The 25361-nt window shown below is 68.3% G+C and carries 21 protein-coding genes; 10 read left to right on the forward strand and 11 right to left on the reverse strand.

Annotation, left to right across the window (positions count from 1 at the left end; all coding sequences use genetic code 11):
- Positions 1 to 135: 135 nt before the first annotated feature.
- Positions 136 to 570 carry a TlpA family protein disulfide reductase gene (locus tag AB5I40_RS28640; RefSeq protein ID WP_370933258.1) on the reverse strand — a complete coding sequence of 145 codons (435 nt, stop codon included), beginning with the start codon at positions 568 to 570 and terminating at the stop codon, positions 136 to 138.
- A gap of 5 nt (positions 571 to 575) precedes the next feature.
- Positions 576 to 1478 carry a DUF2993 domain-containing protein gene (locus AB5I40_RS28645; RefSeq protein ID WP_370933259.1) on the reverse strand — a complete coding sequence of 301 codons (903 nt, stop codon included), beginning with the start codon at positions 1476 to 1478 and terminating at the stop codon, positions 576 to 578.
- Between the two features lie 174 nt (positions 1479 to 1652).
- Here AB5I40_RS28645 and AB5I40_RS28650 point away from each other — a divergent pair, with 174 nt between their 5' ends.
- From AB5I40_RS28650 to pstB, 6 genes are all read left to right on the forward strand, one after another.
- Entirely contained in the window at positions 1653 to 2384 is a 732-nt protein-coding gene (locus tag AB5I40_RS28650; protein ID WP_344266150.1) for a response regulator transcription factor, read from the forward strand.
- A gap of 22 nt (positions 2385 to 2406) precedes the next feature.
- Complete coding sequence (mshD, locus tag AB5I40_RS28655; RefSeq protein WP_370933261.1) at positions 2407 to 3306, forward strand: mycothiol synthase; 900 nt, start codon at positions 2407 to 2409, stop codon at positions 3304 to 3306.
- Between the two features lie 239 nt (positions 3307 to 3545).
- The gene (gene pstS, locus AB5I40_RS28660) at positions 3546 to 4673 is read left to right on the forward strand and encodes a phosphate ABC transporter substrate-binding protein PstS (protein WP_370933263.1); all 1128 of its coding nucleotides are present in this window, start codon (positions 3546 to 3548) and stop codon (positions 4671 to 4673) included.
- A gap of 184 nt (positions 4674 to 4857) precedes the next feature.
- Positions 4858 to 5778 (forward strand): phosphate ABC transporter permease subunit PstC, encoded by a 921-nt coding sequence (gene pstC, locus AB5I40_RS28665; RefSeq protein ID WP_344266713.1) that lies wholly within the window; start codon positions 4858 to 4860, stop codon positions 5776 to 5778.
- Between the two features lie 2 nt (positions 5779 to 5780).
- Complete coding sequence (gene pstA, locus AB5I40_RS28670; protein ID WP_370933265.1) at positions 5781 to 6695, forward strand: phosphate ABC transporter permease PstA; 915 nt, start codon at positions 5781 to 5783, stop codon at positions 6693 to 6695.
- Between the two features lie 3 nt (positions 6696 to 6698).
- Entirely contained in the window at positions 6699 to 7475 is a 777-nt protein-coding gene (pstB, locus tag AB5I40_RS28675) for a phosphate ABC transporter ATP-binding protein PstB (RefSeq protein WP_370933266.1), read from the forward strand.
- A gap of 105 nt (positions 7476 to 7580) precedes the next feature.
- Here pstB and phoU read toward each other — a convergent pair whose 3' ends face one another.
- The 5 genes from phoU to AB5I40_RS28700 all read right to left on the reverse strand — a co-directional run bounded on the left by phoU (position 7581) and on the right by AB5I40_RS28700 (position 15183).
- Positions 7581 to 8255 carry a phosphate signaling complex protein PhoU gene (phoU, locus tag AB5I40_RS28680; RefSeq protein ID WP_344266135.1) on the reverse strand — a complete coding sequence of 225 codons (675 nt, stop codon included), beginning with the start codon at positions 8253 to 8255 and terminating at the stop codon, positions 7581 to 7583.
- Positions 8256 to 8338: 83 nt separating this feature from the next.
- Complete coding sequence (locus AB5I40_RS28685; RefSeq protein ID WP_370940626.1) at positions 8339 to 9724, reverse strand: LCP family protein; 1386 nt, start codon at positions 9722 to 9724, stop codon at positions 8339 to 8341.
- Between the two features lie 3138 nt (positions 9725 to 12862).
- Positions 12863 to 13522: a GGDEF domain-containing protein gene (locus AB5I40_RS28690; protein ID WP_354745934.1), complete on the reverse strand. Its 660-nt coding sequence runs from the start codon at positions 13520 to 13522 to the stop codon at positions 12863 to 12865.
- Between the two features lie 115 nt (positions 13523 to 13637).
- Positions 13638 to 14201, reverse strand: coding sequence for an isopentenyl-diphosphate Delta-isomerase (gene idi / locus AB5I40_RS28695; RefSeq protein ID WP_370933269.1), 564 nt, complete (start codon positions 14199 to 14201; stop codon positions 13638 to 13640).
- 148 nt (positions 14202 to 14349) lie between these two features.
- A complete protein-coding gene (locus tag AB5I40_RS28700; RefSeq protein WP_370933271.1) occupies positions 14350 to 15183 on the reverse strand; it encodes an alpha/beta fold hydrolase in 834 nt (277 codons plus the stop codon).
- Positions 15184 to 15347: 164 nt separating this feature from the next.
- On the opposite strand from AB5I40_RS28700, the gene AB5I40_RS28705 reads away from it, so the two are divergent.
- Together AB5I40_RS28705 and AB5I40_RS28710 are read left to right on the forward strand one after the other, a co-directional pair.
- Positions 15348 to 15767 (forward strand): Hsp20/alpha crystallin family protein, encoded by a 420-nt coding sequence (locus AB5I40_RS28705; RefSeq protein WP_370933272.1) that lies wholly within the window; start codon positions 15348 to 15350, stop codon positions 15765 to 15767.
- A 616-nt stretch (positions 15768 to 16383) separates the two neighbouring features.
- Positions 16384 to 19647 carry a BTAD domain-containing putative transcriptional regulator gene (locus AB5I40_RS28710; protein WP_370933274.1) on the forward strand — a complete coding sequence of 1088 codons (3264 nt, stop codon included), beginning with the start codon at positions 16384 to 16386 and terminating at the stop codon, positions 19645 to 19647.
- Here the strand turns inward: AB5I40_RS28710 and AB5I40_RS28715 are convergent.
- The 4 genes from AB5I40_RS28715 to lxmK all read right to left on the reverse strand — a co-directional run bounded on the left by AB5I40_RS28715 (position 19621) and on the right by lxmK (position 23082).
- Positions 19621 to 20844, reverse strand: coding sequence for an MFS transporter (locus AB5I40_RS28715; protein ID WP_370933276.1), 1224 nt, complete (start codon positions 20842 to 20844; stop codon positions 19621 to 19623). The genes AB5I40_RS28710 and AB5I40_RS28715 overlap by 27 nt on opposite strands.
- 25 nt (positions 20845 to 20869) lie before the next feature.
- On the reverse strand, positions 20870 to 21025 hold the full coding sequence (locus AB5I40_RS28720; protein WP_370933278.1) for a hypothetical protein: 156 nt from the start codon (positions 21023 to 21025) through the stop codon (positions 20870 to 20872).
- A 93-nt stretch (positions 21026 to 21118) separates the two neighbouring features.
- Positions 21119 to 22036, reverse strand: coding sequence for a T3SS effector HopA1 family protein (locus tag AB5I40_RS28725; protein WP_370933280.1), 918 nt, complete (start codon positions 22034 to 22036; stop codon positions 21119 to 21121).
- Entirely contained in the window at positions 22033 to 23082 is a 1050-nt protein-coding gene (lxmK, locus tag AB5I40_RS28730) for a class V lanthionine synthetase subunit LxmK (protein ID WP_370933281.1), read from the reverse strand. Before lxmK ends, AB5I40_RS28725 begins: the two co-directional genes overlap by 4 nt.
- A gap of 179 nt (positions 23083 to 23261) precedes the next feature.
- Between lxmK and AB5I40_RS28735 the strand changes: the two genes are divergently transcribed.
- The gene (locus AB5I40_RS28735) at positions 23262 to 23867 is read left to right on the forward strand and encodes an N-acetyltransferase family protein (RefSeq protein WP_370933283.1); all 606 of its coding nucleotides are present in this window, start codon (positions 23262 to 23264) and stop codon (positions 23865 to 23867) included.
- Between the two features lie 170 nt (positions 23868 to 24037).
- Positions 24038 to 25099, forward strand: a complete 1062-nt coding sequence (locus AB5I40_RS28740) for a ParB/RepB/Spo0J family partition protein (protein WP_370933285.1) — start codon at positions 24038 to 24040, stop codon at positions 25097 to 25099.
- The last annotated feature ends 262 nt before the right edge of the window (positions 25100 to 25361 follow it).

The raw sequence follows: 25361 nt of genomic DNA on the forward strand, positions 1-25361 counted from the left end.
GGGTCAGCGCGGCGAGAGGGTCGCGCGGCGAGAGGGTCAGCGCGGCGAGAGGGTCGCTCGGCGAGAGGGCCAGCGCGGCGAGAGGACCGGGCGGCGAGAGGGCCGGGCGGCGAGAGGGTCAGCGCGGCGAGAGGGTCAGCGAGGTGCCGTGGCGAGGTGCGGGCGGAGCGCTTCCAGCAGCTCCGGGCCTTTGGGCACGCCGCCCACGCGCAGCAGTTCCCGGCCTTCCGGGTCCAGCGCGAGCGTGGTCGGCGTGCTGAGCACCGACAATGCCTGCGCGACCTCGGGACGTTCGGTGACGTCCAGGTCGACGTGGTGCAGGCCGTCGGTCTTCTCCGCGAGCGACGACAGAATCGCCCGCGTGTGCCGGCACGGGGTGCAGAACGTGGTGGAGATCTGCACCAGGGTGACGGCGGATTCCGGATCAAGGGCCTCGGCGACCGGAGCGGGGAGCGTGCGGGTCGCGGCGGCCGGTTTGGCCGCGCGGATCCGGCCGTTGCGGGCGCGCAGGACCAGGCCCGCGGCCGTCGCCACGACCAGCGTCGCCAGCAGCACCCACACTCCGGTCACCGGGATCAGCCTCCGTGGTTGGTGGACAGGTCGGAGAAGTTCACGTCGTGCGCTTCGCCCTTGAGCGTCACCGAACCGCTGTCGACGCGGACCGCGGTCGGCGTGACCGACATCGGCAGCCGGGCCGTGTTGATGGTCGCCCGGAAGTTCGGCAACAGAGCTTTCTGCACAGCGTCCGGAACGATCGTGGTGCTCTGGTCATTCCCGAACTGCAACCGGTAAGGCACGATCGAGATCGACTTCTCCTTGAGCTGGATCAGCGCGAAGCAGAAGATCTCGACCTTCTGCCCGGCCACCTGGACGTCGCCGGAGATCCGCAGCCCGGCGCTGGTGCCGTCGGCCGGTTCGCCGTCGGCGTTGGTCGGCGTCGGGTCCGGCTGCTTGCCCTGTTCGGTGTCGCCGTACTTCACATACGCCTGGGTCGACTGCTCGATCTTCAGGTTCTGGATCTTGTTCAGCGGCGAGACGCGCGCGAGGTCGGCCGCCTTGATCGTCACCGCGCCGGTGAGCTTGCCGATCTTCACCGCCTTGGTGTTGCCGGACGTGAGGTCCGACAACGGCGCGATGACGTCCTCGAGTTCGGCGCTCACCCGCAGGTCGCGAAGTTCGCTGCCGACCGGGACGCCGTCCGCGGAAACCGTGATGTGACTGTAGTCACCGGAGAGTGCCTGCACGGTGAACGGGAAGCCGTGGATGGTGACCGACGGATCGTCGCTCAGCCCGAGCTGTGCGCGGGCTTTCTGCGAGATCGTGTGCTCGGCGAAGGCCGCCGCTCCGAAATCCGCACCGACCAGCAGGAGCACCAGCACTCCCAGCACGATGAGCCACCGCCGCACGCGCCTGCCGCGGCGGCCGTTTCCGGGGTTGCTGGCCGGTCGGTCGTCCCGGGTCACGGGCCTGCTCGCCATCGCCTCGGTTCTCCTGTTCGGGTGGATTTCGTCGTGGTGCGGGTCACGCCCGGCGCGTTAGACCAGGTGTGATCGATCCAGCACGAGCTAGGTGCCGGGGTGTTCACCCGCTATTCTCACTTAGCACCGACCGACGCCACGTTTGAGGCGACGAATCTGAAGGCGGTGCGGATCATGAGCTTGGACCTGCTGGTGCTGACGGGGGAACTCGACGCTACCTCCGTACTACCCGCGCTGGACCTGCTGCCGCACACCGTACGCGTACGCGAGCCGGAAGTGACGGCCCTGCTCGACGCGGGCCACCGGGACGTCATCCTGCTCGACGCGCGCAGCGACCTCGCGTCCGCGAAGAGCCTGTGCCGCCTGCTCAAAGGCGCGGAGGACGAATCGGGCACGCCGGTCATCGCGGTCGTCGGCGAAGGCGGTCTGGTCGCGGTCAACGCCGAATGGCGCACAGACGACATCCTTCTGCCCACCGCGGGTCCCGCTGAAGTGGACGCGCGGCTGCGGCTCGCCACCACTCGCGACGGCATCGGCCTGCAGGCAGACGCCGAGCTGCGCGTAGGCGACCTTGTCATTGACGAAGCGACGTACACGGCGAAGCTGCGCCGTCGCACGCTTGAGCTGACGTACAAGGAGTTCGAGCTCCTTAAGTACCTCGCCCAGCACGCTGGCCGGGTGTTCACCCGTGCGCAGCTGCTGCAGGAAGTGTGGGGTTACGACTTCTTCGGCGGCACGCGCACGGTTGACGTCCACGTACGGCGGCTTCGCGCGAAGCTCGGCCCGGAGCACGAGCAGATGATCGGCACTGTGCGAAACGTCGGCTACAAGTTCGAGCGGCCGGCGAAGGGCGCGAAGCCGGTGATCGCCGTTCCGTCCGACGCTTCGGAGCTGACCTCCCGCTGACTTTCGCCGGTAAGGTCGGTCTGTGGCTATCGACCTTGGCGACTGGACGACCGATCCCGACGACGCGGTGCGCGAAGTGCTGCTCGCGGCGAAAGCGACTGACGGGCGTCCCGAGGTCGACGCGACCGGGCCGTTGCCGCGCGACTTCGAGGGCGGGCTGCATCTCCTCGCCCGCCTCGACGGCGCGCCCGCCGGGTACGTCCACCTTGATACCGAAGGCGATTCCCACGGCCATCAGGTCGCGGAGCTTTTCGTGCACCCGGATTTCCGGCGTCGTGGCGTCGGCACCGCGCTCGCGCGGGCAGTGGTCGAACGCGCCGACGCGGGATTCCGCGTGTGGGCGCACGGCGATCACCCTGGTGCGGCAGCTATCGCGGCGAAACTCGGCCTCGGCCGGCAGCGCGAAATGCTGATCCTGCACGTCGATGTCGCCGGTGCGGACTGGCCGGAACCGGTGCTGCACAACGGTTTTCGGTTGCGCACCTTCGTGCCGGGCCAGGACGAGGACGCGATGGTCGCGGTCAACGCGCGCGCGTTCGACTGGCATCCGGAGCAAGGCGCGCTGACCGTTGCCGAGGTGCGCGCCGAGGAACGGCAGGCCTGGTTCGACCCGGCTGGCTTCTTCCTCGCGGAGAACGAGAGCGGCGACGTCGTCGGCTTCCACTGGACGAAAGTCCACGATCCGGTTCCCGGCCGGTTCGACGGAGACCCGGTCGGGGAGGTCTACGTGGTCGGCGTGGATCCTGCTACTCAGGGTAGCGGCCTCGGCAAGGCGCTGACCTTGGCCGGGCTCCGCTACCTGCGCTCCCGGGGGCTACCGAGGGTGATCCTCTACGTCGAGGGCGACAACGCCGCGGCCTTGGCTGTGTACAACAAGCTGGGGTTCCAGCGTTTCGAGACCGACGTCCAGTACGGTGAGTGATCACGGTCGACGCTTGCGGTGACCCGTGTTACTTTCTGCGTACTAGCAGGTCACGACCAGGCCACGGCACCCATTCGGGGTAGTAGTCCTGCTCACAAACGGTGACTTGTTCACCTTCCGTTCATGCAACCAAGGACGACCGTCCACCGAGGCTGCCTAGTGTCCGGTTCCGGTGCGGCTCACCCGCCGCCAATCCCGACCGGATTCAAAAAGGCACATCTCCGAGTGGAGGAAATGCAGTGAAGATCATGCGGCCCCTGGGTGCCGTCGGCATCGTGGCGAGCGCCGCGCTCGTGCTCGCCGCTTGTGGCTCCGACCCTTCGGCGTCGAACAACGCGGGCTCGAACTCCGCCGCTCCCGCCGCCACCGGAACCGCCCAGGTCGACTGCGGTGGCAAGAGCCCGCTTTCCGCCGAGGGGTCGACGGCCCAGAAGAACGCCATCGAGGTGTTCAACCAGGCCTACGGCAAGAAGTGCTCCGGCCAGAAGGTGAACTACAACGGCACCGGTTCCGGCGCCGGCGTCAAGCAGTTCAACGCCAACCAGGTCGACTTCGGCGGTTCGGACTCGCCGATCAAGGACGCCGACCTCGAGGCCGCCACCAAGCGCTGCGCCTCGCCCGCGCTGAACATCCCGCTGGTCGTCGGCCCGATCGCGGTCGGCTACCACCTGTCCGGCGTGGACAAGCTGACGCTGACCCCGCAGGTCATCGCCAAGATCTTCAACGGCGGCATCAAGAACTGGAACGACCCGGCCATCAAGGCGGTCAAGGGCAACGAGAGCCTGAACCTGCCGGACAAGCCGATCCAGGTCGTCTCCCGCTCCGAGGAGTCGGGCACCACCGACAACTTCCAGAAGTACCTCGGCGCGGCCGCGAAGGACGTCTGGACCCAGGGCGCGGGCAAGAAGTTCGCCGGCGGCGTTGGCAACGGCGCGCAGGGCTCGAACGGTGTCGCGAGCACCGTCAAGGGCGCCGACGGCTCGATCACCTACGTGGAGAGCGCGTTCGCCAAGGACGGCGTCACCCCGGCCAAGATCGACAGCGGCTCCGGCGGCGTCGAGCTGAACGCCGAGAACGTGGCCAAGTCGCTGGACGCCGCCAAGTTCGCCCACCCGGGCACCAACGACCTGGCGATGGACCTCAACGGCATCTACTCCAGCAACGTGCCGGGCGCCTACCCGCTGCTGCTGACCACGTACGAGATCGTGTGCTCGAAGTACTCGAACCCGGACGTCGCGAAGGCCGTCAAGGCGTTCCTGTCGGTGGCCGCCACCGACGGCCAGCAGCCGCTGTCGGCCAAGGGCTACGTGCCGATCCCGCAGAGCCTGCAGGACAAGGTGCTGAAGGCCGTCAAGGAAATTTCCTGAACCGCCTAACTGGTACGAAGGCTGACAGAGACTGTCGATGAGCGACCAATCCTCGACGCGAACGCCCACCGGCGACCCCGGTGGGCGTTCGTCGTCCGCCCGAGCGTTCCCGGAGGATCCGATTTCGGACAAGCCACCCGCGCCGGCGCCGGAAGCGCCGCCCGCGCGGAAGAAGCCGACGAAGGTGCGAGCCGGTGACCGCATCTTCCAGAACTTGACCACCGGGGCCGGGATCTTCGTCGTCGCCCTGATCGCCCTGATCGGGATTTTCCTGGTCGTGCAGGCGATTCCGGCGCTGAAGGCGGACAAGGTCAACTTCCTGTTCAACCACGGGTGGTCGACGAACGACCCGGCCAACATGGCGTTCGGGATCGCCGACCTCGCCGAGGTCACCGTGGCGACCTCGCTGGTGGCGCTGATCATCGCGATGCCGATCTCGCTGGGCATCGCGCTGTTTCTCACCCAGTACGCGCCCGCGAAGCTGGCCCGGCCGTTCGCCTACGTCGTGGATCTGCTCGCCGCGGTGCCGTCGATCATTTTCGGCCTGTGGGGCATTCTCGTGTTCGCGCCCGCGATCGAGCCGTTTTCCGAATGGGTCAACAGCACCTTCTCGTGGATTCCGATTTTCGCGCCGGGCAACATCGCGCCGAATGTGCGCGGCACCATTTTCACCGCCGGGATCGTGCTCGCGGTGATGATCCTGCCGATCATCACGTCGCTTACCCGCGAGGTTTTCGAGCGCACGCCGACGGCGCAGGTCGAGGGCGCGCTCGCGCTCGGAGCCACGCGCTGGGAGGTCATTCGCACCACGGTGCTGCCGTTCGGCAAGGCGGGCTTCGTCGGCGCGTCGATGCTGGGCCTCGGCCGCGCACTCGGTGAAACCATTGCGCTGGCAGTGATTCTGCTGATCCCGCAGGGCCGCAACTTCGACTGGAGCCTCTTCGACGGCGGCGCGACGTTCGCCTCGAAGATCGCCCAGAACTACAGCGAGTTCAACAACCCGACCTCGGCCGGCGCCTACATCGCGGCCGGCCTGGTGCTGTTCGTGCTGACGTTCCTGGTCAACTTCGCCGCCCGCTCGATCGTCGGAAAGAAGGTGGGGTGACCATGTCGACCACCCTCGAACGGCCCGCGACGACACCGGCTTTCCAGCAGGTGAGCGCGGCCCGCAAGGTCAAAAACGGCGTCGCCACGGTGCTCGTGTGGCTCTCCTTCCTGATCGCCGTGGTCCCGCTGGTGTGGGTGCTGTACACGGTGATCGCCAACGGGATCAAGCGGATCCCGTACAGCAACTGGTGGGGCCAGGACTTCGGTTCGGTGCTCGGCGACGAGGTCGGCGGCGGCGTGCTGCACGCGATCATCGGCACCCTGTTGCAGGGCCTGGTGTGCGCGGTCATCTCGGTGCCGATCGGCCTGCTGGTCGCGATTTACCTCGTCGAGTACGGCCGCGGCAAGCTGGCCAAGGCGACCACGTTCATGGTGGACATCCTGTCCGGTGTTCCGTCCATTGTGGCCGCGCTGTTCATTTACGCGCTGTGGGTCACCACGCTCGGCCTGCCGCGCAGCGGGTTCGCGGTGTCGCTCGCGTTGGTGCTGCTGATGATTCCGGTGGTCGTCCGCTCGGCGGAGGAAATGCTGCGGATCGTGCCGGACGACCTGCGCGAAGCGTCGTACGCGCTGGGCGTGCCGAAGTGGAAGACGATCATGAAGATCGTGCTTCCGACGGCGCTGTCCGGCATCCTCGGCGGCATCATGATGGCGCTCGCCCGCGTGATGGGCGAAACCGCGCCGCTGCTGGTGCTCGTCGGCTACACGTCGTACGTCAACTGGAACATCTTCAGCGGGGAGCAGGCGTCGCTGCCGTTGGTGATGAACAACGAACGCGCCACCAACTCGATGGACCCCGGCAGCGTCGGCTTCGACCGGATCTGGGGAGCCGCGCTCACCCTGGTGCTCATCATCGCCGTGATCAACCTGCTCGCCACGGTCCTTTCCCGCATCGTCGCCCCGAAGAAGAAGTGAGTCATGGCCAAGCGAATCGACGTCAAAGACCTGGACATCTACTACGGCAAGTTCCACGCCGTGGACAGCGTCACGCTGAACGTCCCGCCGCGGAACGTGACCGCGTTCATCGGGCCGTCGGGTTGTGGCAAGTCGACGGTGCTGCGCACGCTGAACCGCATGCACGAGGTCATTCCCGGCGCGCGGGTCGACGGCCAGGTGCTGCTCGACGGCGAGGACATCTACGCCTCGGCGGTGGACCCGGTGCAGGTGCGCCGCACCATCGGCATGGTGTTCCAGCGGCCGAACCCGTTCCCCACGATGTCCATTAAGGACAATGTGGTGGCCGGGCTTCGCCTTGGCGGCACCAAGAACCGCAAGCAGCTCGACGAGATCGCCGAGCGGGCGCTGCGCGGCGCGAACCTGTGGAACGAGGTCAAGGACCGGTTGAACAAGCCGGGCGGCGGCCTCTCCGGCGGGCAGCAGCAGCGGCTTTGCATCGCGCGGGCGATCGCGGTGCAGCCGGACGTGCTGCTGATGGACGAGCCGTGTTCGGCGCTGGACCCGATCTCGACGCTCGCGATCGAGGACCTGATCGGCGAGCTGAAGAAGGACTACACGATCGTCATCGTGACGCACAACATGCAGCAGGCGGCGCGGGTTTCGGACCAGACCGCGTTCTTCAACCTGGCCGGCGTCGGCCAGCCCGGTCGCCTGATCGAACTGAACGACACGGAGAAGATCTTCTCCAACCCGGACGAGAAGGCCACCGAGGACTACATCTCGGGCCGTTTCGGCTGATTCCACTGTGGACGGCCGCCCTGGTTTTCCTTGCCGGGGCGGCTGTTCTTATTTCTGGGCATGAAAAAACCGCCACCCTCAGGTGGCGGTTTTCGTTGTGGTGTCTCAGATGGTCAGGTCTTCGTCGTCGGTGCCGTAGCCCGGCATCCGGCCGGTGACCACGAAAATCATCCGCTTGGCGACGGACACCGCGTGGTCGGCGTAGCGCTCGTAGAAGCGGCCGAGCAGCGTGACGTCAACGGCGGACGCGACGCCGTGCGGCCATTCGCGGTCCATCAGCACGGTGAACAGGTGCCGGTGCAGGTCGTCGACCTGGTCGTCCTCGGCCTCGAGGTCCTTGGCGGCGGAGACGTCCTTGGTCTTGATGACCGCCTCGACCTGCCGGGCGAGCTTGACCGCGGCCTGGCCCATCTCGGCGAAGTACGGCTTGACCGCTTCCGGCAGCACCGGGTCGGGGTGGCGGCGGCGGGCGGCCTTGGCGACGTGCAGGGCGAGATCTCCCATGCGCTCCAGGCTTTCCGCCGCGTGGATGGCGGCGAGCACGGTGCGCAGATCGGTCGCGACCGGGGCCTGCAGCGCGAGCAGCGCGTACGCCTGCTCCTCGCATTCGGCGCGCGCGTCGTCGACCTTCGCGTCGTCGCTGATCACCTGCTCGGCGAGGCCGAGGTCGACCTCCAGCAGTGCTTTGGTGGCCCGCTCCATGGCGTCGGCTACCTGGACCGACATCGCGGCCAGGTTTTCGGCGAGCTGATCGAGTTCTACATGGTAGGCCTCACGCATGAGCACACCCTACGACGTGGACTGTCCGAATACCGCATCGCTGGGTGAACCGCATGTGAACCCCGCCTAACGAATCCGAATGATCAACCGGTGTTGGTGCTCTTGCGCGAATCGGCGTTCGCGGGCGGCGCGCTGGCCGCGGTTCCGGCGGGCTGGTTGCCCGGAAGCGGCGTGTTGTCGCGCAACGCGTCGAAGAGGCTCTTCGTCTTTTCCTGGATCAGCACTTCGTTGCCGCGCTTGTTCGGCAGGCCGACGGTGGGCACGGTCATGAAGTTGATGTTGGCCGGGTTCAGTCCGCGCATCGACTGCGCGAGCGTCATCATCTGCTGCACGCCCAGGTTGTCGCCGAACGTGGCGTGCGCGAACGCGGTGATGAAGCCGGACAGTTTTCCCGGGTCCAGCACGACATCCGAGGACATGACCTTCTTGAGCAGCGCGCCGATGAACGCCTGCTGCCGCTTGATCCGGCCGTAGTCGGAGGTGGGGTCGCCGATGACGTGCCGGGCGCGCACGTAGCTCAGCGCCTGGTCGCCGGAAATGGTCACGTCGCCGGTTTCGGCGAGCACCTTGCCGAGCGTGGTGTCGTCGATCGGTTTCTCGTTGTGCACCGTCACCCCGTGCACCGCGTCGACCATTTCCTTGAACCCGTTGAAGTCGATGCCGATGAAATGGTTGATCCGCAGGCCGGTGATCTTCTGGATCACTTTCGTCATGCACTGCGGGCCGCCGACCGCGTACGCCGTGTTGAGCTTGGCGATCTTCTGCTCGCGCACGACCTCGTCGGTAGTCTGCGATTTGGCCGGATCCCACCGGTTGCAATCCGGGCGGTCGATTTCGAGGTCCCGGGGGAACGAGACGACGACGACCCGCTTCCGGTCCGCGGGAACGTGCGCCACCATCACCGTGTCCGACCGCGCGCCAGGGATATTCGACGCGTCCCCGACGTTTTCCTCGGACGAGGCCCCGTCCCGGGAATCCGAGCCGACCATGAGGAAGTTCTCGTCGTTGGCCTGCGCGTCGGCGTTCTGAATGTCCGAAGAGTTCTCGTCCAGCGCGGAAACTTCGGTGAACTTGGCGTCGAACCAAGTGACCGCGCCCCAAGCGACCCCCGTGCCGATGAAAATAAGCACGGCGACCACGATCAACGCGATCCGCCCGATCCGGATATTGCGCGCGATATGCCGCTGCTTTTTCTCCTGCAGCCGAGTCTGCTCGGATTGTTCGGCGGGTTTCTCTTCTTCGTCTTCTTTGTCCAGAAGAACGACCCGCTGCAACGCGGTCCGGGTCTGCTCGAACAACGCCATCGACCGGGTAGTGAGCCGCTCCCGCCGTTCCCGGCGCTTCGCCTCTTCAGCCGCCGCGTCGTCGTGCGCGGCCGAGAACCGGGCGAGACTGTGATCGATCTTGCGACGGTATTGCGTCGCCTCGTCGATCGCCTCCATCTCGTCGGTCATGGTGAGCGGATCCATCTCAGCCCGCGCCGCCGCGGCCGGCTTCACCGGAGTACGCCGAGGCCGCTTGCCGTTCGGCCCCTCTACTGCCGGGCTGAGCTGGGTGCGCTCAGCGTCGGCTTTGACGGCCGGGCTGAGCTGGGTGCGCTCCGGATCGACGTCGGCTTTGACCGCTGGGCTGAGCTGGGTGCGCTCTGGATCAACGCCGGGTTTGACCGCCGGGCTGAGCTGAGTCCGCTCGGAGCGTTCCGGCTCTTGGCCGAGACTGAGCCCCTTGACCGGCGTGAACTGCGTCCGGTCGGCTGCCTTGCCGTCGAGCACCGGGCCAAGCTCCTGAGCCGCACCCGGCCCACGCCTCGGTCGCTGGAGCCCGCTCTGCGGACTGCCGCTGTCCGGCTCGGAACCGTCGAGCACCGGGCTGAGCTGAGTCCGCTCAAGCCCCGCAACGGCATCGGGAACTGGCCCCCGAGAACGCGGCCCCGGAGCCGGCCGCCCCGGCTTGCCCCGCACCCGATCCGGCTCGAGCGCCGGACTGAGCTGAGTCCGCTCGAGTTCGTCCCCCGCTTCTGCGGGAACTCCATCGATGCCGCCAGGCCCCATGGGCCGCCGCCCAGGACCGGCTGCCCGTCGCCCGGGCGCGTTCGGCCCAGGCACTCGGTGCCCGCCGGAGTCCTGTCCAGCCGCTCGCTGCCCGTCGGGCATGGGCATCGCCGCTGACTCAGGGCCCATTGGCTGCCCAGCAGGCTCAGGCCCGGTGCCCCGTCGCCGTGCGGGACCGGGCATTCGCTGCTCGTCGGGCGCGCCCGGCATCGCTGCGGATTCGGGCCCACTCGTCGGTAGCCCAGCAGCCTCGGGACCTGTCGCTCGTCGCCTCGGGGGGCCGGGCGTTCGGTCGAGGTCGGGCCCGCCTGGCATCGCCGCCGACTCAGGGCCCATTGGCTGCCCGGCAGGCTCAGGCCCGGTGCCTCGTCGCCGTGCGGGACCGGGCATTCGCTGCTCGTCGGGCGCGCCCGGCATCGCTGCGGATTCGGGGCCACTCGTCGGTTGCCCAGCGGATTCGGAACCGGGCGCTCGTCGCCGCGGGGGCGTTCGCTGTACGTCGGGATCGGGCGCGCCGGGAATCGCTGCCGATGCGGGACCACCCACCGATTGCCCAGCGGGGTCCGGACCCGCTGCCCGCCGCCGCGCCGGACCGGACATGCGCTGCCCGCCCGCTTCCGGGCCAGGCACCCGGTGCCCGCCAGAGTTTTGCCCGGGCGTCGGTTGCCCCATGGAGTCGGGGCTGGCCATCCGATGCTCGTCGGGCAGCGCCGCCGAGTCAGCTGTCCGTTGCTCCGCGGGTCCGCCAGGCATCCGTGGCGTGCCGGAACCGCCGACCCCCGGCCCTGCCGCCCGCGGCCCGTCGAATTCCGGACCCGGGAGCCGATGCCCACCAGAGTCCGGACCGGGCATCCGCTGCCCAGAAGTGTTCTCCGCACCGTGCGGCCGCCGAGGCCCCGGCGGATCCGGCGAAGCCGGGACCCCACCACCCTGCCGAGGCCGCGGCGGAAGCCCATCCGCCCGCCGACGCCGCGTCCCCGCTACCGGAGAACCCAAATCCTGCTCGGCACTTCCGGCCAGTTCGTCATCCGCGGCCCCGGCCGCCCGCCGACGCCGCGGTTCCCCCGTCCGCCCAGCTACCTCGCCAGGTCCAGCCTCGGCGGGACGTTCTCCGGCACCTGCTTCGCCAGCCCCCGGGGACTGCTGGCTCACGTCCCGGCGACGACCGCCAGGTCCGCCTGTTTCACCAGGCTCAGCCCGATAAGCCCCAGTTTCCCGACGTCGAGCGCCGCCACCGTTCCCCGGCGTCTCGGGAGCATCCTGAACACCGTGGCGATTGCCGTCAGGCACCGGACCGCCGAGAAGCGCACGTCCGCCCACCCGCGCAGCATTCCCGCCGTCGACGTCCGAAACGCCACCACGACGCTCCCCATTCGCCCGACGGCCGCCGGAAAGCCCATCGTCATCGCCCGAAGCCCCGCCGCGCCGATTGCCACCACCGTTGACCGGCCCGTTCGCGGGGCTCCCCAGCGTGGGGCGGTCTTCTACGGGCCCGTTCCTGAACTCGGAATCGCCAGCACCCTCTCGACTGTGCCGGCTGCCGGTTCCGTTGACGCGCCCGTTCGCCGATCCACCAGCTAGCGCGGCGTCGGTTGCCGCAGGCCCGCCGTGCCGACTGTCGGCTCCATTGACGTGGCCGTTCGCCCGCCCGCCCGCAGCGTCGTCTGCCGTGGGCTCGCCGTGTCGGCCAACCCCGTTGACGTGGCCGTTCGTCGGAGCGCCATTGGGGGCGAGATCGTCTTCCGCGGGCTCGCTGTGGCGACGACCGCGCCCGTTGGCCCGTCTGCCAGACGTGCCGGTGTTGCCTCCGGCCAGTTCGCCCGCTCCGCTGACGCGCGCGCCCCGTGGTGCAGCGTCGTCTTCTGCCGACCCGCCGTGCCGACCGCCGACCCCGTTGACCTGCCCGTTGGCCCGATCGCCGTTCAGATCCGACGCGTCTCCAGCGTGCCGACTACCAATCCCGTTGGCGTGCCCGTTTGCCCGCCGGCGGCCCGGTTCGGCGGGCAGCCCGGCGAGGCCGTTCGCTCCCGAATAACCAGCGTCCGGCTCAGCCCGACGTCGCCCGGGCTCGGCATCCGCCCGACGGCGGCCTGGTTCGGCTCGGCGAGTGCCCGGTTCCGCCAGTCGGCTCACCGGCTCCGAAAGCTGCGTACCGGGATCGTCGGCGAAGGCGGGGCGCTCCCCGGTGTGCCGCGCGACCACGTCGGACACGCTGATGCCGCCGTGAGTGTCCATCGAACGGCGGCGTCCGCCGCGCGGGCGTGCCGTGGTGTCGGAATGGCGACCGGTGCCGGGGGTGTTGCGCTCGTCGGGCACTCGGTCTCCTCTCGCACGTCAGGCGCCAGGCTGGGGCGGCTTACCTTTGAACACCCGGCGGCTTCGCCGGGTCTCCCAGGACTCGTCGTACCGGGGGAGCTTTTCGTTATCGTACGGATACCCGCCGTTCGTGACGACACCCTCCCGCGAATTTCTTCACCATGCGTCGCCCTAAGGCGCACTGAAGCGGACGAACAGGTGAAGTTCGGGTTCGGTGAATGGAGTAATCGCAGACGCGTGTTACTCAGAGTGCGTAATTACCTGCGCGGTCTCGCGGTCATGGAAAGCGACCTTGTTGCGGCCGGCGCGCTTCGCGGCGTAAAGGAGATTGTCGGCCCGGTGGAGCTGGCGCGGCCCGGATCCGGTGCCGTGCGCGAGGCCGACGCTGATCGTAACCCGCAGGCCCGGCTGCAGTTCTGACCAGGGATGACGGGCGACCCGCAGGCGCGCGGCGTCGGCGACCCGGACGGCCCCCCGGTGATCGATTCCCGGCAGGACGAGAGCGAATTCCTCGCCGCCGTACCGTGCGCAGAACGCATCGGCCGGCAGTCCCTCCTGCAGGAGATCGGCGACCCGGCAGAGGACTCGGTCGCCGAGAAGGTGACCGTACGTGTCGTTCACGGACTTGAACCGGTCCAGGTCGACCAGGGCAACGGCCACCGCGGCCGGCAGTTCGGGCAACCGCTGGTCGAGGTATCGACGGTTGTAGCTCGAGGTGAGCGGGTCGCGCAGGCTGCCCGCTCGCGCGATGTCGAGTGCCGAGCGCAGGTGCCGGTAGGCCCGCCGCCAGTCGCCGCGCGTCGCGAACAGGTCCGCGATGGACTCGTGCAACGTCAACAAGTCTGGTGCGGTATCCCCCGTTCCGAGCTCGTCGTCCGTCGCCACTCTGACCTCCGCCACTCCATCGTTTTCGTCGTAAAGGAGCGGTGGCTTGAGTGATCGGTACGTACGAAGGTGAATTTCGCTCAAGTGGACGACGGACTTCCGCTGTTGTCACGCAGCGGAGTTCCTCGCCTCAGAGCGCGGAGAAGGGCTTTTTGTCCTTGAGCTGCGCGAATTGATCACGGGCCCAGTAGCTCGCGTCAGTCGTCGGATCTGTGATCCACTGTGTGTAACCGGCCCAGGAAATCCATCGCCAGCCGCCCACTTCTTCGGGATTCGGCCGCGGATCGACGTCCGTCCACGCGGCGAATACCGGGCAGAACTCGTTCTCCACGATCCCCTGGAAGGGCGGCGTGCGGTAGCGGTACGTGGGCAGCACGCACTCGAGGTCGTCGAGTTCGGGCAGCCCGAGTTCGTACGCGGCCCGCCGGCGCACGGCGGTCTCCAGCGCTTCGGCGGGCGCGGGATGACCGCACACGCTGTTGGTCCACACCCCCGGCCACACTTTCTTGTGCGGAGCACGCTGGGTGATCAGCAGGGCGTTGTCCGAACGGCGCAGGACGTAGCAGGAGAACGCGAGGTGCAGTCGCGTCTCGGCGTGATGGCTGGCGAGCTTCGGCCCGGTCTCCCCGGTGGGCACGCCGTCCTCGGTCACGAAGACGACGCGTTCGGTTTCGGCTTCAGTGCTGGTGTCCACTCCGGATACTGAACACCACGCACCTGGCGGCCGATACCGCGAGCCGGGTGGCCGTTTCGCCCGATTCGAGTGTCGGGTCTTCACGCAACGCTCGAATCTCCAGTCCGCCGGACACCCGGCCGAACGACGGCGCGGGCGAGCCCGGGTCTCACCGGCTGCCGAGATGCTCGACGATCAACGAGGTCAAGGCCTCGGGCGCTTCCTCCGCTACCCAGTGCGACACCTCCTCGAGCATCTCGAACCGGTACGGCCCGGTGCACCAATTCGCCGTGTCGAGCGCGGCGACGGAACCGAAGGCGACGTCCTCTGTGGACCACACGTACATCGCGGGCACCGAAATCTTGCCGATTTTCCCGCCTGGCCGACCGGCTCGGTACCAGTTCAGCGCGGCGGTGAGCGCGCCTGGCTCGGACAGCCGCTGCACGTACTCGTCGATCTTGCTCGGCGGGATGCGCCGGTCGAAGATGTCGCGCAGCGCCTGGGCGTTGTCGGCCAGCATGCGCCGCTCGGTGGCGGGCGTCTGCCGCCACTCCGTCATATAGGCCGACCGCAGGTGCTGGTCCTCGTCCGTCCGCAGCGCTTCGGCGAGTGCTCCGGGGTGCGGCGTGGACACCACGATGAGGCTGCGCAGCCGGTCGGGGTGCTCGTCGGCCGTCCACCACGCGACCGCGCCGCCCCAGTCGTGGCCGACCAGGTCGAACGTGCTCCAGCCGAGCGTGTCGGCCATCGCCACGACGTCGGACACCAGCGTCGCGATGCCGTATTCGGCCGGGCGCTCGGGCCGCACGCCAGGCGAATAACCGCGCTGGTCCGGCGCGATCGCGCGGTACCCGAGCACGCCGAGCGTCGCCACCTGGTGCTCCCACTCCACGGCGGCCTGGGGAAAGCCGTGCAGCAGCAGTACCGGGCGGCCGTCTTCGGGGCCGGCGGCGATTGCGTCGAAGGATCCCGCGTCGGTCGGGATCGTCAGCTGGTCGATCACGAGACGCACTCTACGGACCGGCACCGACAGTTTCGGGCGGTCTCTCGCTGTCACTGTGATCTTAGCTACAAGGGAACAAATAAGTTGAGTCGTGCGTTGGCAACTTCGCAAGGCTTGGTCAGCGTCGCAGCAGCTGGCCGCAGTTGTCCGAAAGGGGATTCGACATGCTGATCCGCACCGACCCGCTCGCCCAGTTCGACCGCCTGACGCAGCAGTTCTTCGGTGGCCAGGGCACCGCGCCGCGCTCCGTCCCGATGGACGCCTACCGCGCCGGCGACGAGTACGTCATCCAGTTCGACCTCCCGGGGATCGCCCGCGATTCCATCGACGTGAGCGTCGAGCGCAACGTGCTCACCGTCCGCGCCGAGCGCACCCCGGTCGCGGTCGAGGACGCGCAGGTCCAGGTGTCCGAGCGGCCGCGCGGCAAGTTCTCGCGCCAACTGTTCCTCGGCGACACGCTCGACACCACGCGCATCGCCGCGGACTACGTCGACGGCGTGCTGACGCTGCGCATTCCGGTCTCCGAGAAGGCTCAGCCGCGCAAGATCACCGTCGGCGGTGCGCCGCAGGAGATCAACGCCTGAGGCCGTGAATCCAAGCTGTCCCCAGGTTGTCCACAGTGGGTTGTGGATAACCTGGGGACAATTGCTATCTATGCAGGTCAGCCGGTGATATCGGCGCGCTCGGCCGCACCAACGGCGCGATTGTGCGGTTGAGGACGAAGTACTCCGCGACGATCACGCAGACTGCGGCGACAGCGGACACCGCGACCGCGGCCCCGGCGATCCGTCGACGGCTGCGGCGGGGAATGGCGAAGCTCTTGCTCGGACTGGGTCTGTGCAGTGAGCGTCTCGTGGTGGTGGGGATGGCCGCGTCGGCGAGAATTGCGTAGATCGGGCGGTACGCGAGGGATTTGCCGATGCCGAGTTCGCGGCTGTGCTGCGACGTGAGGGGTTCCTGGCTTTCGAACCGCTGCTGCGCAGGGACCGGTGAAGCTGGTCTTTCCGGCGACGCAGCACGCGCGTGACTTCGCCGAGGTTCGGCCCGGCCGGAATCTCCCGGCCTTGGAATGCGGCGGTTAGTTCACCGGCGCCCAGCGTCAGCACATCGGCCCCTGGGAAACCTCGATTTGGCCGCGGCGGGTGTTAGCCGCCGACTACAATTGGCCCGCCGAGCGTTGGCACGGGGAGGTGGACGACGATGGCAGAGCTGAAGTTTCGCATTCTTGGCCCGCTCGAAGTGGTCGTCGCGGGCGAGGCCGTGCCGGTCAACGCGCCGAAGCAGCGGGTCCTGCTGGCCATGCTGCTCATGTCCGCCAACAGCCTGGTCAGTGCGGACGACCTCGTGGATCAGCTGTGGGAGCAAGCTCCGCCGCGCGGTGCGCGCGCGACGCTGCAGACCTATGTGCAGCGATTGCGCCGGGTCATCGGCGACGCCGAACGAATTACTACGCTGTCCAGCGGCTACCAGATTTCCGTCCGGCCGGGAGAATTGGATCTCGAACGATTCCGGGAGCTCCACGACTATGCGCGGCGGACGGAAGAATTAGACGAAGCGGCCCGCGCTTTACGGGAGTGTCTCTCGTGTTGGCGCGGCGCGGCACTCGCGGACATCCCGTCCGATCTCTTGCGCACCATCCATGCTCCTCGTCTGGAGCAGGAACGCCTCACGGCGATGGAAAGCCTGTTTCACGCCGAACTGCAGCTCGGCAAGCATCGTGAACTGGTCCAGGAATTGCGAACCGCCGCCGATGCCGCCCCGCTTCGGGAACGGCTGCACGGCCAGCTCATGCTCGCGCTTTACCGTTCGGGCCAGCAGGCCGAAGCGTTCGCGGTTTACAGCCGGATCAGGCGAGCGCTGGCCCACGAGCTCGGCGTCGATCCCACCGCGGAATTGCAGAAGACCTACGAGCAGATCCTGGCGGGCGATCCGGCCCCCGCCGTGCCGGTGCCGGCGGGCTCGCCCGCCCGCGAGCTGGTGCCGCATCAGCTGCCCACGGCGGTACCGGACTTCGTCGGCCGGGACCAGCTGGTGAACAAGATCGAGAACGTACTGGCCGGGTCGAGCGCGAGCAGCCCGGTGCTCGTGCTCACCGGGCTGCCGGGCGTCGGCAAGACCTCGCTCGCGGTCAGGATCGCGCAGGGCAAGAGCAGCCACTACCCGGACGGCCAGATCTATGTCGACCTGCGCGGGCACGCGGCGGCCCCGACATTGACCCCCACCGAGGTGCTGGCCCGGTTCGTGGCCGCGCTGAATCCGGCGATGACGACCCTTCCCTCAGGCCAGGAAGAACTAGTCGCGCTGTACCGCACTTTGCTGCGCGGCCGGAAAGTCCTCATCGTTCTGGACAACGCGGCCGATCCGGCACAGGTGCGCCCTTTGCTGCCGAACGCTCCCGGCTGTGGCGTGCTGATCACCAGCCGGAACGAGCTGCGGGGCCTCGTCGCTTTGCAGGGTGCGGTGTTGTTCCACGTGGGCGTGCTCACCAGCGAGTGCGCACGCTCCCTGCTGGCCCTGATCGTGGGCCAGGACCGGGTGGCGGCGGAACCTTCGGCGGCGGGGGAGCTCGTCGAGCTGTGCGGCTTCCTGCCGCTGGCGATCCGGATCGCGGCCGCCAATGCGGCCGGCCTGCCGGACTCTCCGCTGGCCGACTACGTCGCGGAGCTGCGGCAAGGGAACCGCCTGGCTTCGCTCAGGATCGTCGGCGACGAGGAAGCCGCGGTCCGCAACGCGTTTCAGCTTTCCTACGTGACGCTGGACGACGCCACCGCGAGAGTGTTCCGGTTCCTGGGACTTGTCGTGGCGCCGAACTTCTCGGCCGATGCCATCGCCGCCTTGACCGGGCTGCCCGGTTCCGAGGTCCGGACGATGCTCGAACGACTGACCGTGGCGAACTTGCTCGTGCGGACCGGCGGTTCCAGATACCAGCTGCATGACCTGCTGCGCGCGTTCGCGGCGGAGCAATGCGCGGAGGCCGACGACGAGGTCACGCTGACGGCGGCTCAGGAAAGACTTCTTACGTTCTACTTGCACCACACTGAGGCAGCGGGATCGTTGCTGTACCCCACTTATGTGCGGCTTCCCCGACCGGAAAGCCTCGCGCGGACCCCGCCTGATCTCTTCGCGAACCAAGCCGAAGCCATGGCCTGGATGGACGCCGAATGCCTGAACGTGCTCGCGGCCGTGGTCGACGCCGCCGACGGTGGACTGGCCTGGTTGTCCTGGCTGCTGGTCGAGACGTTGCGGCCGTACTTGGTGACCAGCGGCCGTTATCGCGAAGAAGGACAGAGCGCTTGTGCTGCCGCGCTTCGTGCGGCGGTGGCCCGCGAGAATCTGCCCGCCATCGCCGCCACCCACTGCTCCATGGGATCGCTGAGCTTTCGGCATGGCGACAACCAAGCCTCCCTGCGGCACTTCACGGAGGCGCGCGTCGCCTATCAGGACGCGCGGCACGTCGAAGGGCAGGCTCATACGCTCATCTCGCTCGGAGCCTTGGACCGGGAGGTGGGGAAAGTCGACGACGGCGCCGCTCGGGTGCGCGCCGGCCTCGCACTGGCGGAGAAAACCACCAACGTGCCCTTGCAGCGGTTCGGCTGGCTCGGACTCTGCTATGCCGAGTTGCTGCGGGGGAACCTGGACGACGCCGAAGCCGCCGCCCGCAGGACTCTCTCGCTCTGCGATCTTTCCGGTGAACAAGCCACCGAGGGGGACGTGCGCGGCATGCTCGGCGAGGTTTTGTTGCTGCGCGGGCATTGTCGCGAGGCCGTCGTCCAATTCACCAAGTCTCTGGAACTGCTTCGGCGCGGCTCGGTCAGGCACTTCGAAGCGGACGTGCTCGGCCATCTCTCGCGTGCGTACCGGGAGGCCGGCGACACGACGTCCGCCGCGCAGAACGCCCGGCTGGCATTGCGGATCGCCCGCAGCAGCGCGACGCGGGAGGACGAAGCGGACGCGTTGACCGCGCTGGCCGCGGTGTACTGCGTTCAGGACGAGCTGGACGAGGCGCGCCGGCACTACCGTGCGGCGCTGGGGGTTTCCCAGGAAATCGGGTACCGCCGCGGAGAGATCGCCGCGTTCGCCGGACATGCTGAAGTCAGCAGGCTGACCGGTGACGCCGCGTCGGCCGTGTCTCAGGCGCGGAAGGCGAAAGAACTCTGCGAAACCTCAGGTCTGCGGATACTGGGCATGCAAGCGGAAATCGTTCTGGCGCGTGCCGAACTCGACAATGGGGACGTCGACTGCGCGATCAGCTGCGCGGAGTCGGCGCTCGCCGCGGCTCGGAAGTTCGGCGCCCAGCTCGATCAGGCCCGCGCGCTGCAGACCCTCGCGCTGTCTCACCAGGCCGCGGGAAATCCGGCCGTCGCGAAAAAGTACTGCGATCTCGTCGACGACTGCTTGGCGGGAACCGAGCTGCCCGATGCGGCCGGGCTTCGCCGGTCATGTGCCGACCTTCGCCGCGACTGATCGAGGTTGCTCGCCGACCCGCCGCCACGCGAGCCCGATCAGGCAGGACACGACCACGCCCAGCAGACCGGCCGCGGCGATCACCGAGGAAGCCGAGAAGACCTCGGACAGGAGGCCGTACGCCAGCACGGCAACTCCCTGGACGACGCGAAGCAGCGCGAAAATCAGCCCGTTCATCTGGCCCCGCATGGCCTCGGGGGAGGCGGTCACCACGCCAGTGGTCACGGGAACCCAGAAGCAGGTCGCGGCGCCGTTGACGAACCAGATCAGCGTGTCGGCCGCCAGCCCCGGATGCCAGGCGCACAGAATGAACGGCGCCGCCGACGCGACCGCCAGCACGCCCAGCAGCTTCATCCGGGTCTCCGGGCGCACCCACCTGGCCACCGCCCACACGCCGACGACCATTCCGGCTGAGCCGACCCCCATCAAGGCTCCGGCGACGGCTTCACCGTTGCCCGACTCGATCGCGTAAGGCGCGGCGAGCGTGGTCGCGACCATGCAGATGCCGGGAACGACCGCGAAGCACATCAGCACTCGCAGCCGGCGGTCGGCACGGATCAGCTGCGAACTCGCGGCCAGCGAGGTCCACCAGCCGCCGGCGCGCGCCGCACTGGTTTCGGCCACGGGACGAGACCGGACGCCACGCCAGATCAGCAGCGCCGAACAGACGAAGGTGCCGGCGTTGATGTAGAGCGCGGTGCTCATGCCGAGTTGCTGCGCGACCGCGCCGGCTCCCGCGAAACCGGCGCCGACCGCGAGATTGGCCAGCATGGTGTTGGCCGAGGTGCCGACCACGTAGCGGTCACCGCTGAGGACGACCGAAAGGGTCGCGGTCTGCGCGCTGCGAAACGGCGAATCCAGCAAGCGGACCGCGATGAACAGCAGCCACAGCACCGCGAGCGGCAGCCCGCTGGAGGCCATCACGGCGACCAGCGCGGCACGGAGCAGATCGGCCGCGATCATGACGGTCTTGCGTTTGAACCGGTCGGCGAGGCCGGAAAGCAATGCCCCGCCGACCAGGTCCGGAAGGAAGGTCAAGGCGTAGGTGACGGCCATGAGCCCGGTCGACTGACTCGACACGTAGACGCCGATCGTCACCGAGCCCCTGGCGAGAAAGTCGCCTGCCGTGGAGAACCCGAAGCCGCAGAAGATGGCACGGAATTCGGAGTTCGCGAAGACTTCCCGAAAAGTCGCCACCTCGTCCTCCCCCAGTTGAGCCTGATTAGTTCCCCGTCTCCGGCCCGGCCTCGGCGGACTGGTAGAGGAAACCAGGTGTCGCGGTGTTGCGCGACACCGTCTGCGAGCCGGCGGTGGGAGCGGAAAGCTCGGTCGGCGTGGTGAATTCGGCGTAAGCCTCGAACAGTTCTTCGGCGTGCATCAAACAACCTTTCTGAGCGCGTGTTCCTGTCGCGATTGCACAGCCTGTAGGTGGTTGGCCGGAATGGCAAGCGAGCAACTTGTGTGAAATGGATCACACGGCAGGGGAAGTAATGTTTCGGTAAATCCTCGTCGGGTCGACGTTGCCCGCCGCGAGGGCGGCGGCGAGCTGGTCGGCTGGAGTCTCCGGGCTCAGCAAGGCGTCCGCGAGAGCGTGCGAACGGTGTTCTCCGAAACTGAGGCCCTGGTAGCCGGGACGAGGATCCGCCGGATCCCAGGCTGCCGCGACGCCTGGGGAGAGCTGGTGAGCGTACGCGGAGACGGCGTGGCCGAGCCCGGGCTGCCGCGCCAGCGAATCGGCGATGTCCGAGGCGGACGGCCACGCCTCGGGCCCCAGATACAGCACCAGCGCGTCGCGCCGCGGAACGCGCAGGCTGATTTTCGCGCGAAAAGGAACACGCTTTTCTTCGAGGAAAACCAGGATCGCCCGCCACGCGGCGGGCGCGGTTTCCGGGTCGAGGAGATGTGCGTAGACGCGCAAGGTGTGGCCGGCCGGGGTCAGGCCGTGCCCCGCCGAACCGTCGACGAGCACAAAGTCGGGCGCCAGATTCGGGCGGACGCATCCCAGGTTGATCGAGACGTATTCTCCCTCGGTGCGGGAGGCGATCTGGCATTCCGTTACGCGCACCCGGACTCCCTCGATTTCGACGATCGTTTCGCTCCCGGAGTCCCGGGAGAGCACGCGCCCGCGAACAGCGGTGAACTCATGGGGAACCGCCGCGATCAGCCGGCTCCGGAGGCCGGGAGGTTCCGGCGTGCTCACGATCTTGCCCACGTGGAAGCGGTCGTACAGCGCCGCCGCGAGTTTCGCCCGCAACTCGGCCCGGTTCGCCGCCCGCATCGCTTGGCCAGCGACGACCGCCCGGTTGCGCTGAACGTCGACCTCGATGTCTCCCAAGGCATCGAGCAACGCCTCGGGCGAGGATCCAGTGGTCGGGAAGAGGGTGGTCACGTCGTCAGTCCCAGTGTCGTGGCGAACCGCTCCGGATTGAGCAGCACGGCCCGGCCGATGCCGGCCGCGGCGCGCTCGACCGGCGCGAGCTTGGTTTGCCCGTGGGCGGCCGCGACGACGCGGTCGAACTGGTGCCAGCCGGCGAACGCGGCCGAACGCCGGGCGAGTTCGGCGTCCTCGCGATGCCGGCGGTGGCTCAGGTACGCCTGCCAGAACGCGGTGATCAGGGGACGCACCGCGGCGAACTCGGCAGTGCCCCTGGCCACGATTTCCCGATGGTCGTGCACGCCGCCGTCCTCGGTGATCCGCAGGGTGCTCCGGTACAGCCATTCCCCGGCGAAAGCGCCGATGTCTCGCGCGGGATCGGCCAGCCGCAGCTCGTCCCAGTCGGCGAGGAGGATGTCGTCGTCGCTGAAAATGAATTGGTCGAGGCGCAAGTCGCAGTGCGTGGGCGCGAGCGGCACCCCCGCCGTGTCGCGCAATCGCCGGATCGCCGCGACAAGGGCCTCGTCCTGCTGGGCCAACCGCCACAGCTCGAGCTCGGCGGCGCACGCGACGCGGAAGGACTCCAGCGGGAGGGCTTCGAGATCGCGCAGCGGGGGCAGCTGGGGAACGGAGGTGTCAAGCCACGAAGGAGGTTCCGCGTCGTGCAGCCCGGCGACCAACCGGCCGAGAGCCGCCGCGGCGGTCTGCTCGAATTCGCCGTCGTCGGCGAGTTTCCTGCCGTCGCGCGCGGGCGTGATCAGCTGGTACACCAGAAAACCGGATTCCCGGTCCCATCCCCAGCAACGCGGCCTCGGCACGGGATTCCAGGACGCGGATTCCAGGGAGATCAACCGGCCGAGCCTGCCGGCGGCGCCCGGCGAATCGGGCTCAATTCGCTTGATGAACACGTCGGCGCCCGATTCGGTGGCGCCCGCCCAATTCCGATGCCGCCCGGCGTATGTTCCGGTGACGGCGCCAAGCGCGCCCAGTCCCATTTTTGTCAACAGCGAATCGACAATCGCCCGTTCTTCGGCGTCCGGACTGATGCTGGTCCCTGTCATCCGGTGCATGTTAACCTGCGGCCTGGGCATCAAGGTAGGGAGTCGGGGTGCGCGAGTTTTGCATCGATGCTGACGGTGTTCCGGTTTTTTCTTATCTTCGGCGAGAGTTTCAAGGGCAACCTTGGGCGGACCGAATCGAAGTACTCGAGGAAGGCGCCGCCGATGTCGCGTTACGCGAAATGTCGGGCTGGCTGGCGACCGGTCCGCGCGTGCTCGCCGACGAACTGGTGGCACGCGGAGCCCGGCTCACCCGGGCGACTCAGCGGATGACCTGTGACCTCTCGGAGCTGCGCCCGCCCGGCGAATGGGCGAGCCGGGAACCGGACTGGCCGCTGCGGCTCCAATCCGCTGACCGGCCCGCCGCCGACCTGGTGTCCGCCTGGCGCGCGGCCTACCCGCCCGGTCATGCCGACTACCGGGCGGAGTACGCGGATCCGGACGTGGTGCTCGACCGTCTCGAAGGGCTGGTGGCCGGGACGTCGTTCGGGCCGCTGTCCCCGTTGAGCGGGCTGATCTGCGATGGCGGCGCGGTGGTCGCGGGCCTTCTGGTCAACGACCTCCCCGGCGAGGCTCCTTGGGGCGGCCTGCTGATCACGGACCTGTTCCGGCACCCCTCGTATCCGAGCACGGGAACGCTCCTGCTTCGGCGGACGCTGGCTCGCGCGGCGCTGGCGGGAGCCAGCGTCCTGGGCCTGGTCGTTACGGACGGCAACCCGGTGCACCGGCTGTACGAGCGGCACGGGTTCACCGTCTTCGAGCGCCCAGCGACCGTCGCGATCCCCTGAAATAGCCGCTGACCTGCGCAGACATCCTGACGTCTGCGAAACGTCTGCGCGGTCGGCGAAGCTGCGGTGGGATCTGGGCGGGGAGTGCGGGCGCCGATCGGCTTCTTTCCGGCGTCGAGCCGGGGTCGGCGGCTGTCGGGCTCCGCCGCGGCTGAGGGAGGAGACGCGACGTGCATGGACTGCTGATCGGAAGACCTGGTTTGTCCACCGCACCGGAAAAGGTGCTGATCGACCGGCTGGTGAGCGGGGATTCGCCCCGTACGGGCGGCGTGCAGGCCGAGCACGTGAAGCTGCTCGCCGAGACGGAGGGCGCGTTGCCCCCGATCGTCGTCCACCGGGCGACCATGCGGGTCATCGACGGGATGCACCGGCTCAAGGCGGCCGTCCTGCGCGGCGACGGCACCATCGACGCGGTGTTTTTCAGCGGCGACGACCTGGATGCCTTCGCGCTGGCCGTCGAGCTCAACCACGCGCACGGCCTGCCGCTGTCGGCGGCCGACCGCAAGGTCGCCGCCGCCCGGATCATCGCTTCTCATCCGGCCTGGTCGGATCGGCGCGTCTCGGCGGTCACCGGCCTGTCGCCGAGCACGGTCGCGACGATCCGGGCGTGTTCGACTGTCCGGATCGGGCAGTCGAACGCCCGGGTCGGCCGGGATGGCAGGCTGCGTCCGCTGGACGGCGCCGAGGCACGCAGACGAGCTGCCGCGGTGATCAGTGCGAACCCGAGGGCTTCCTTGCGCGACATCGCGAAAGAGGCCCGTATATCGCCGTCGACCGCGCGAGACGTGCGGGCAAGGCTCGCTCGCGGCGAGGACCCGCTGACCCCCCGTCAGCAGCAACCGGACACGGCCTGCGGGCCGGCCGTCGAGGCCCGCCGTGCCCCGGCGGAATATCCGCCGGGGGTGAGCCCGATCGAGGAGCAACGGGCTCGGCGCAAGGGCGGCCGGGGAGCCCGCCGGGGCGGGCCCCGGGATGCCTCGTCGGCCGAATTCGTCGCGCTGCTCGCTCGTGATCCGTCTTTGCGGCTCACCGATGCCGGCCGGTCGTTGCTGCGCTACATCGGCTGTGTCGCGGTCGACGACGGGCAATGGGACGAAATGGTGCGCAGGGTGCCCTCGCACCAACGTGAGACGGTGGTTCGGGTCGCGCGTGAATGCGCGGCGGTCTGGCAGGTTTTCGCGGAACGGCTCGAGCGTCAGGTGGCCATGGCGGTCGAGGAAAAGGCCAAATAGGGAACCCGGAAATTTCGCGCGGTGTTCGACTGACTGAATCGGGCAGTCGAACACCGCCGAAACCGGTACCACTGGAAATGGCTTGGCGCCGGTTTCGGTGGAAAAGCTTTTCTGCTCGGCAAAAAGTGGACAGGCGCGCGCGAAGCCGATAATCATGACGTCGCCATCCGTTCTCGTCCGGATGGCGCGCCGGCAAGTGCGCGGGAATCGCCCGCTGTTTGATCGACAGTTCTTTTATCAGCCCAGTTTCGCGATCTCGGAG

Origin of the sequence: Amycolatopsis sp. cg13 (genome assembly GCF_041346965.1) — a bacterium.
GTDB lineage: Bacteria > Actinomycetota > Actinomycetes > Mycobacteriales > Pseudonocardiaceae > Amycolatopsis.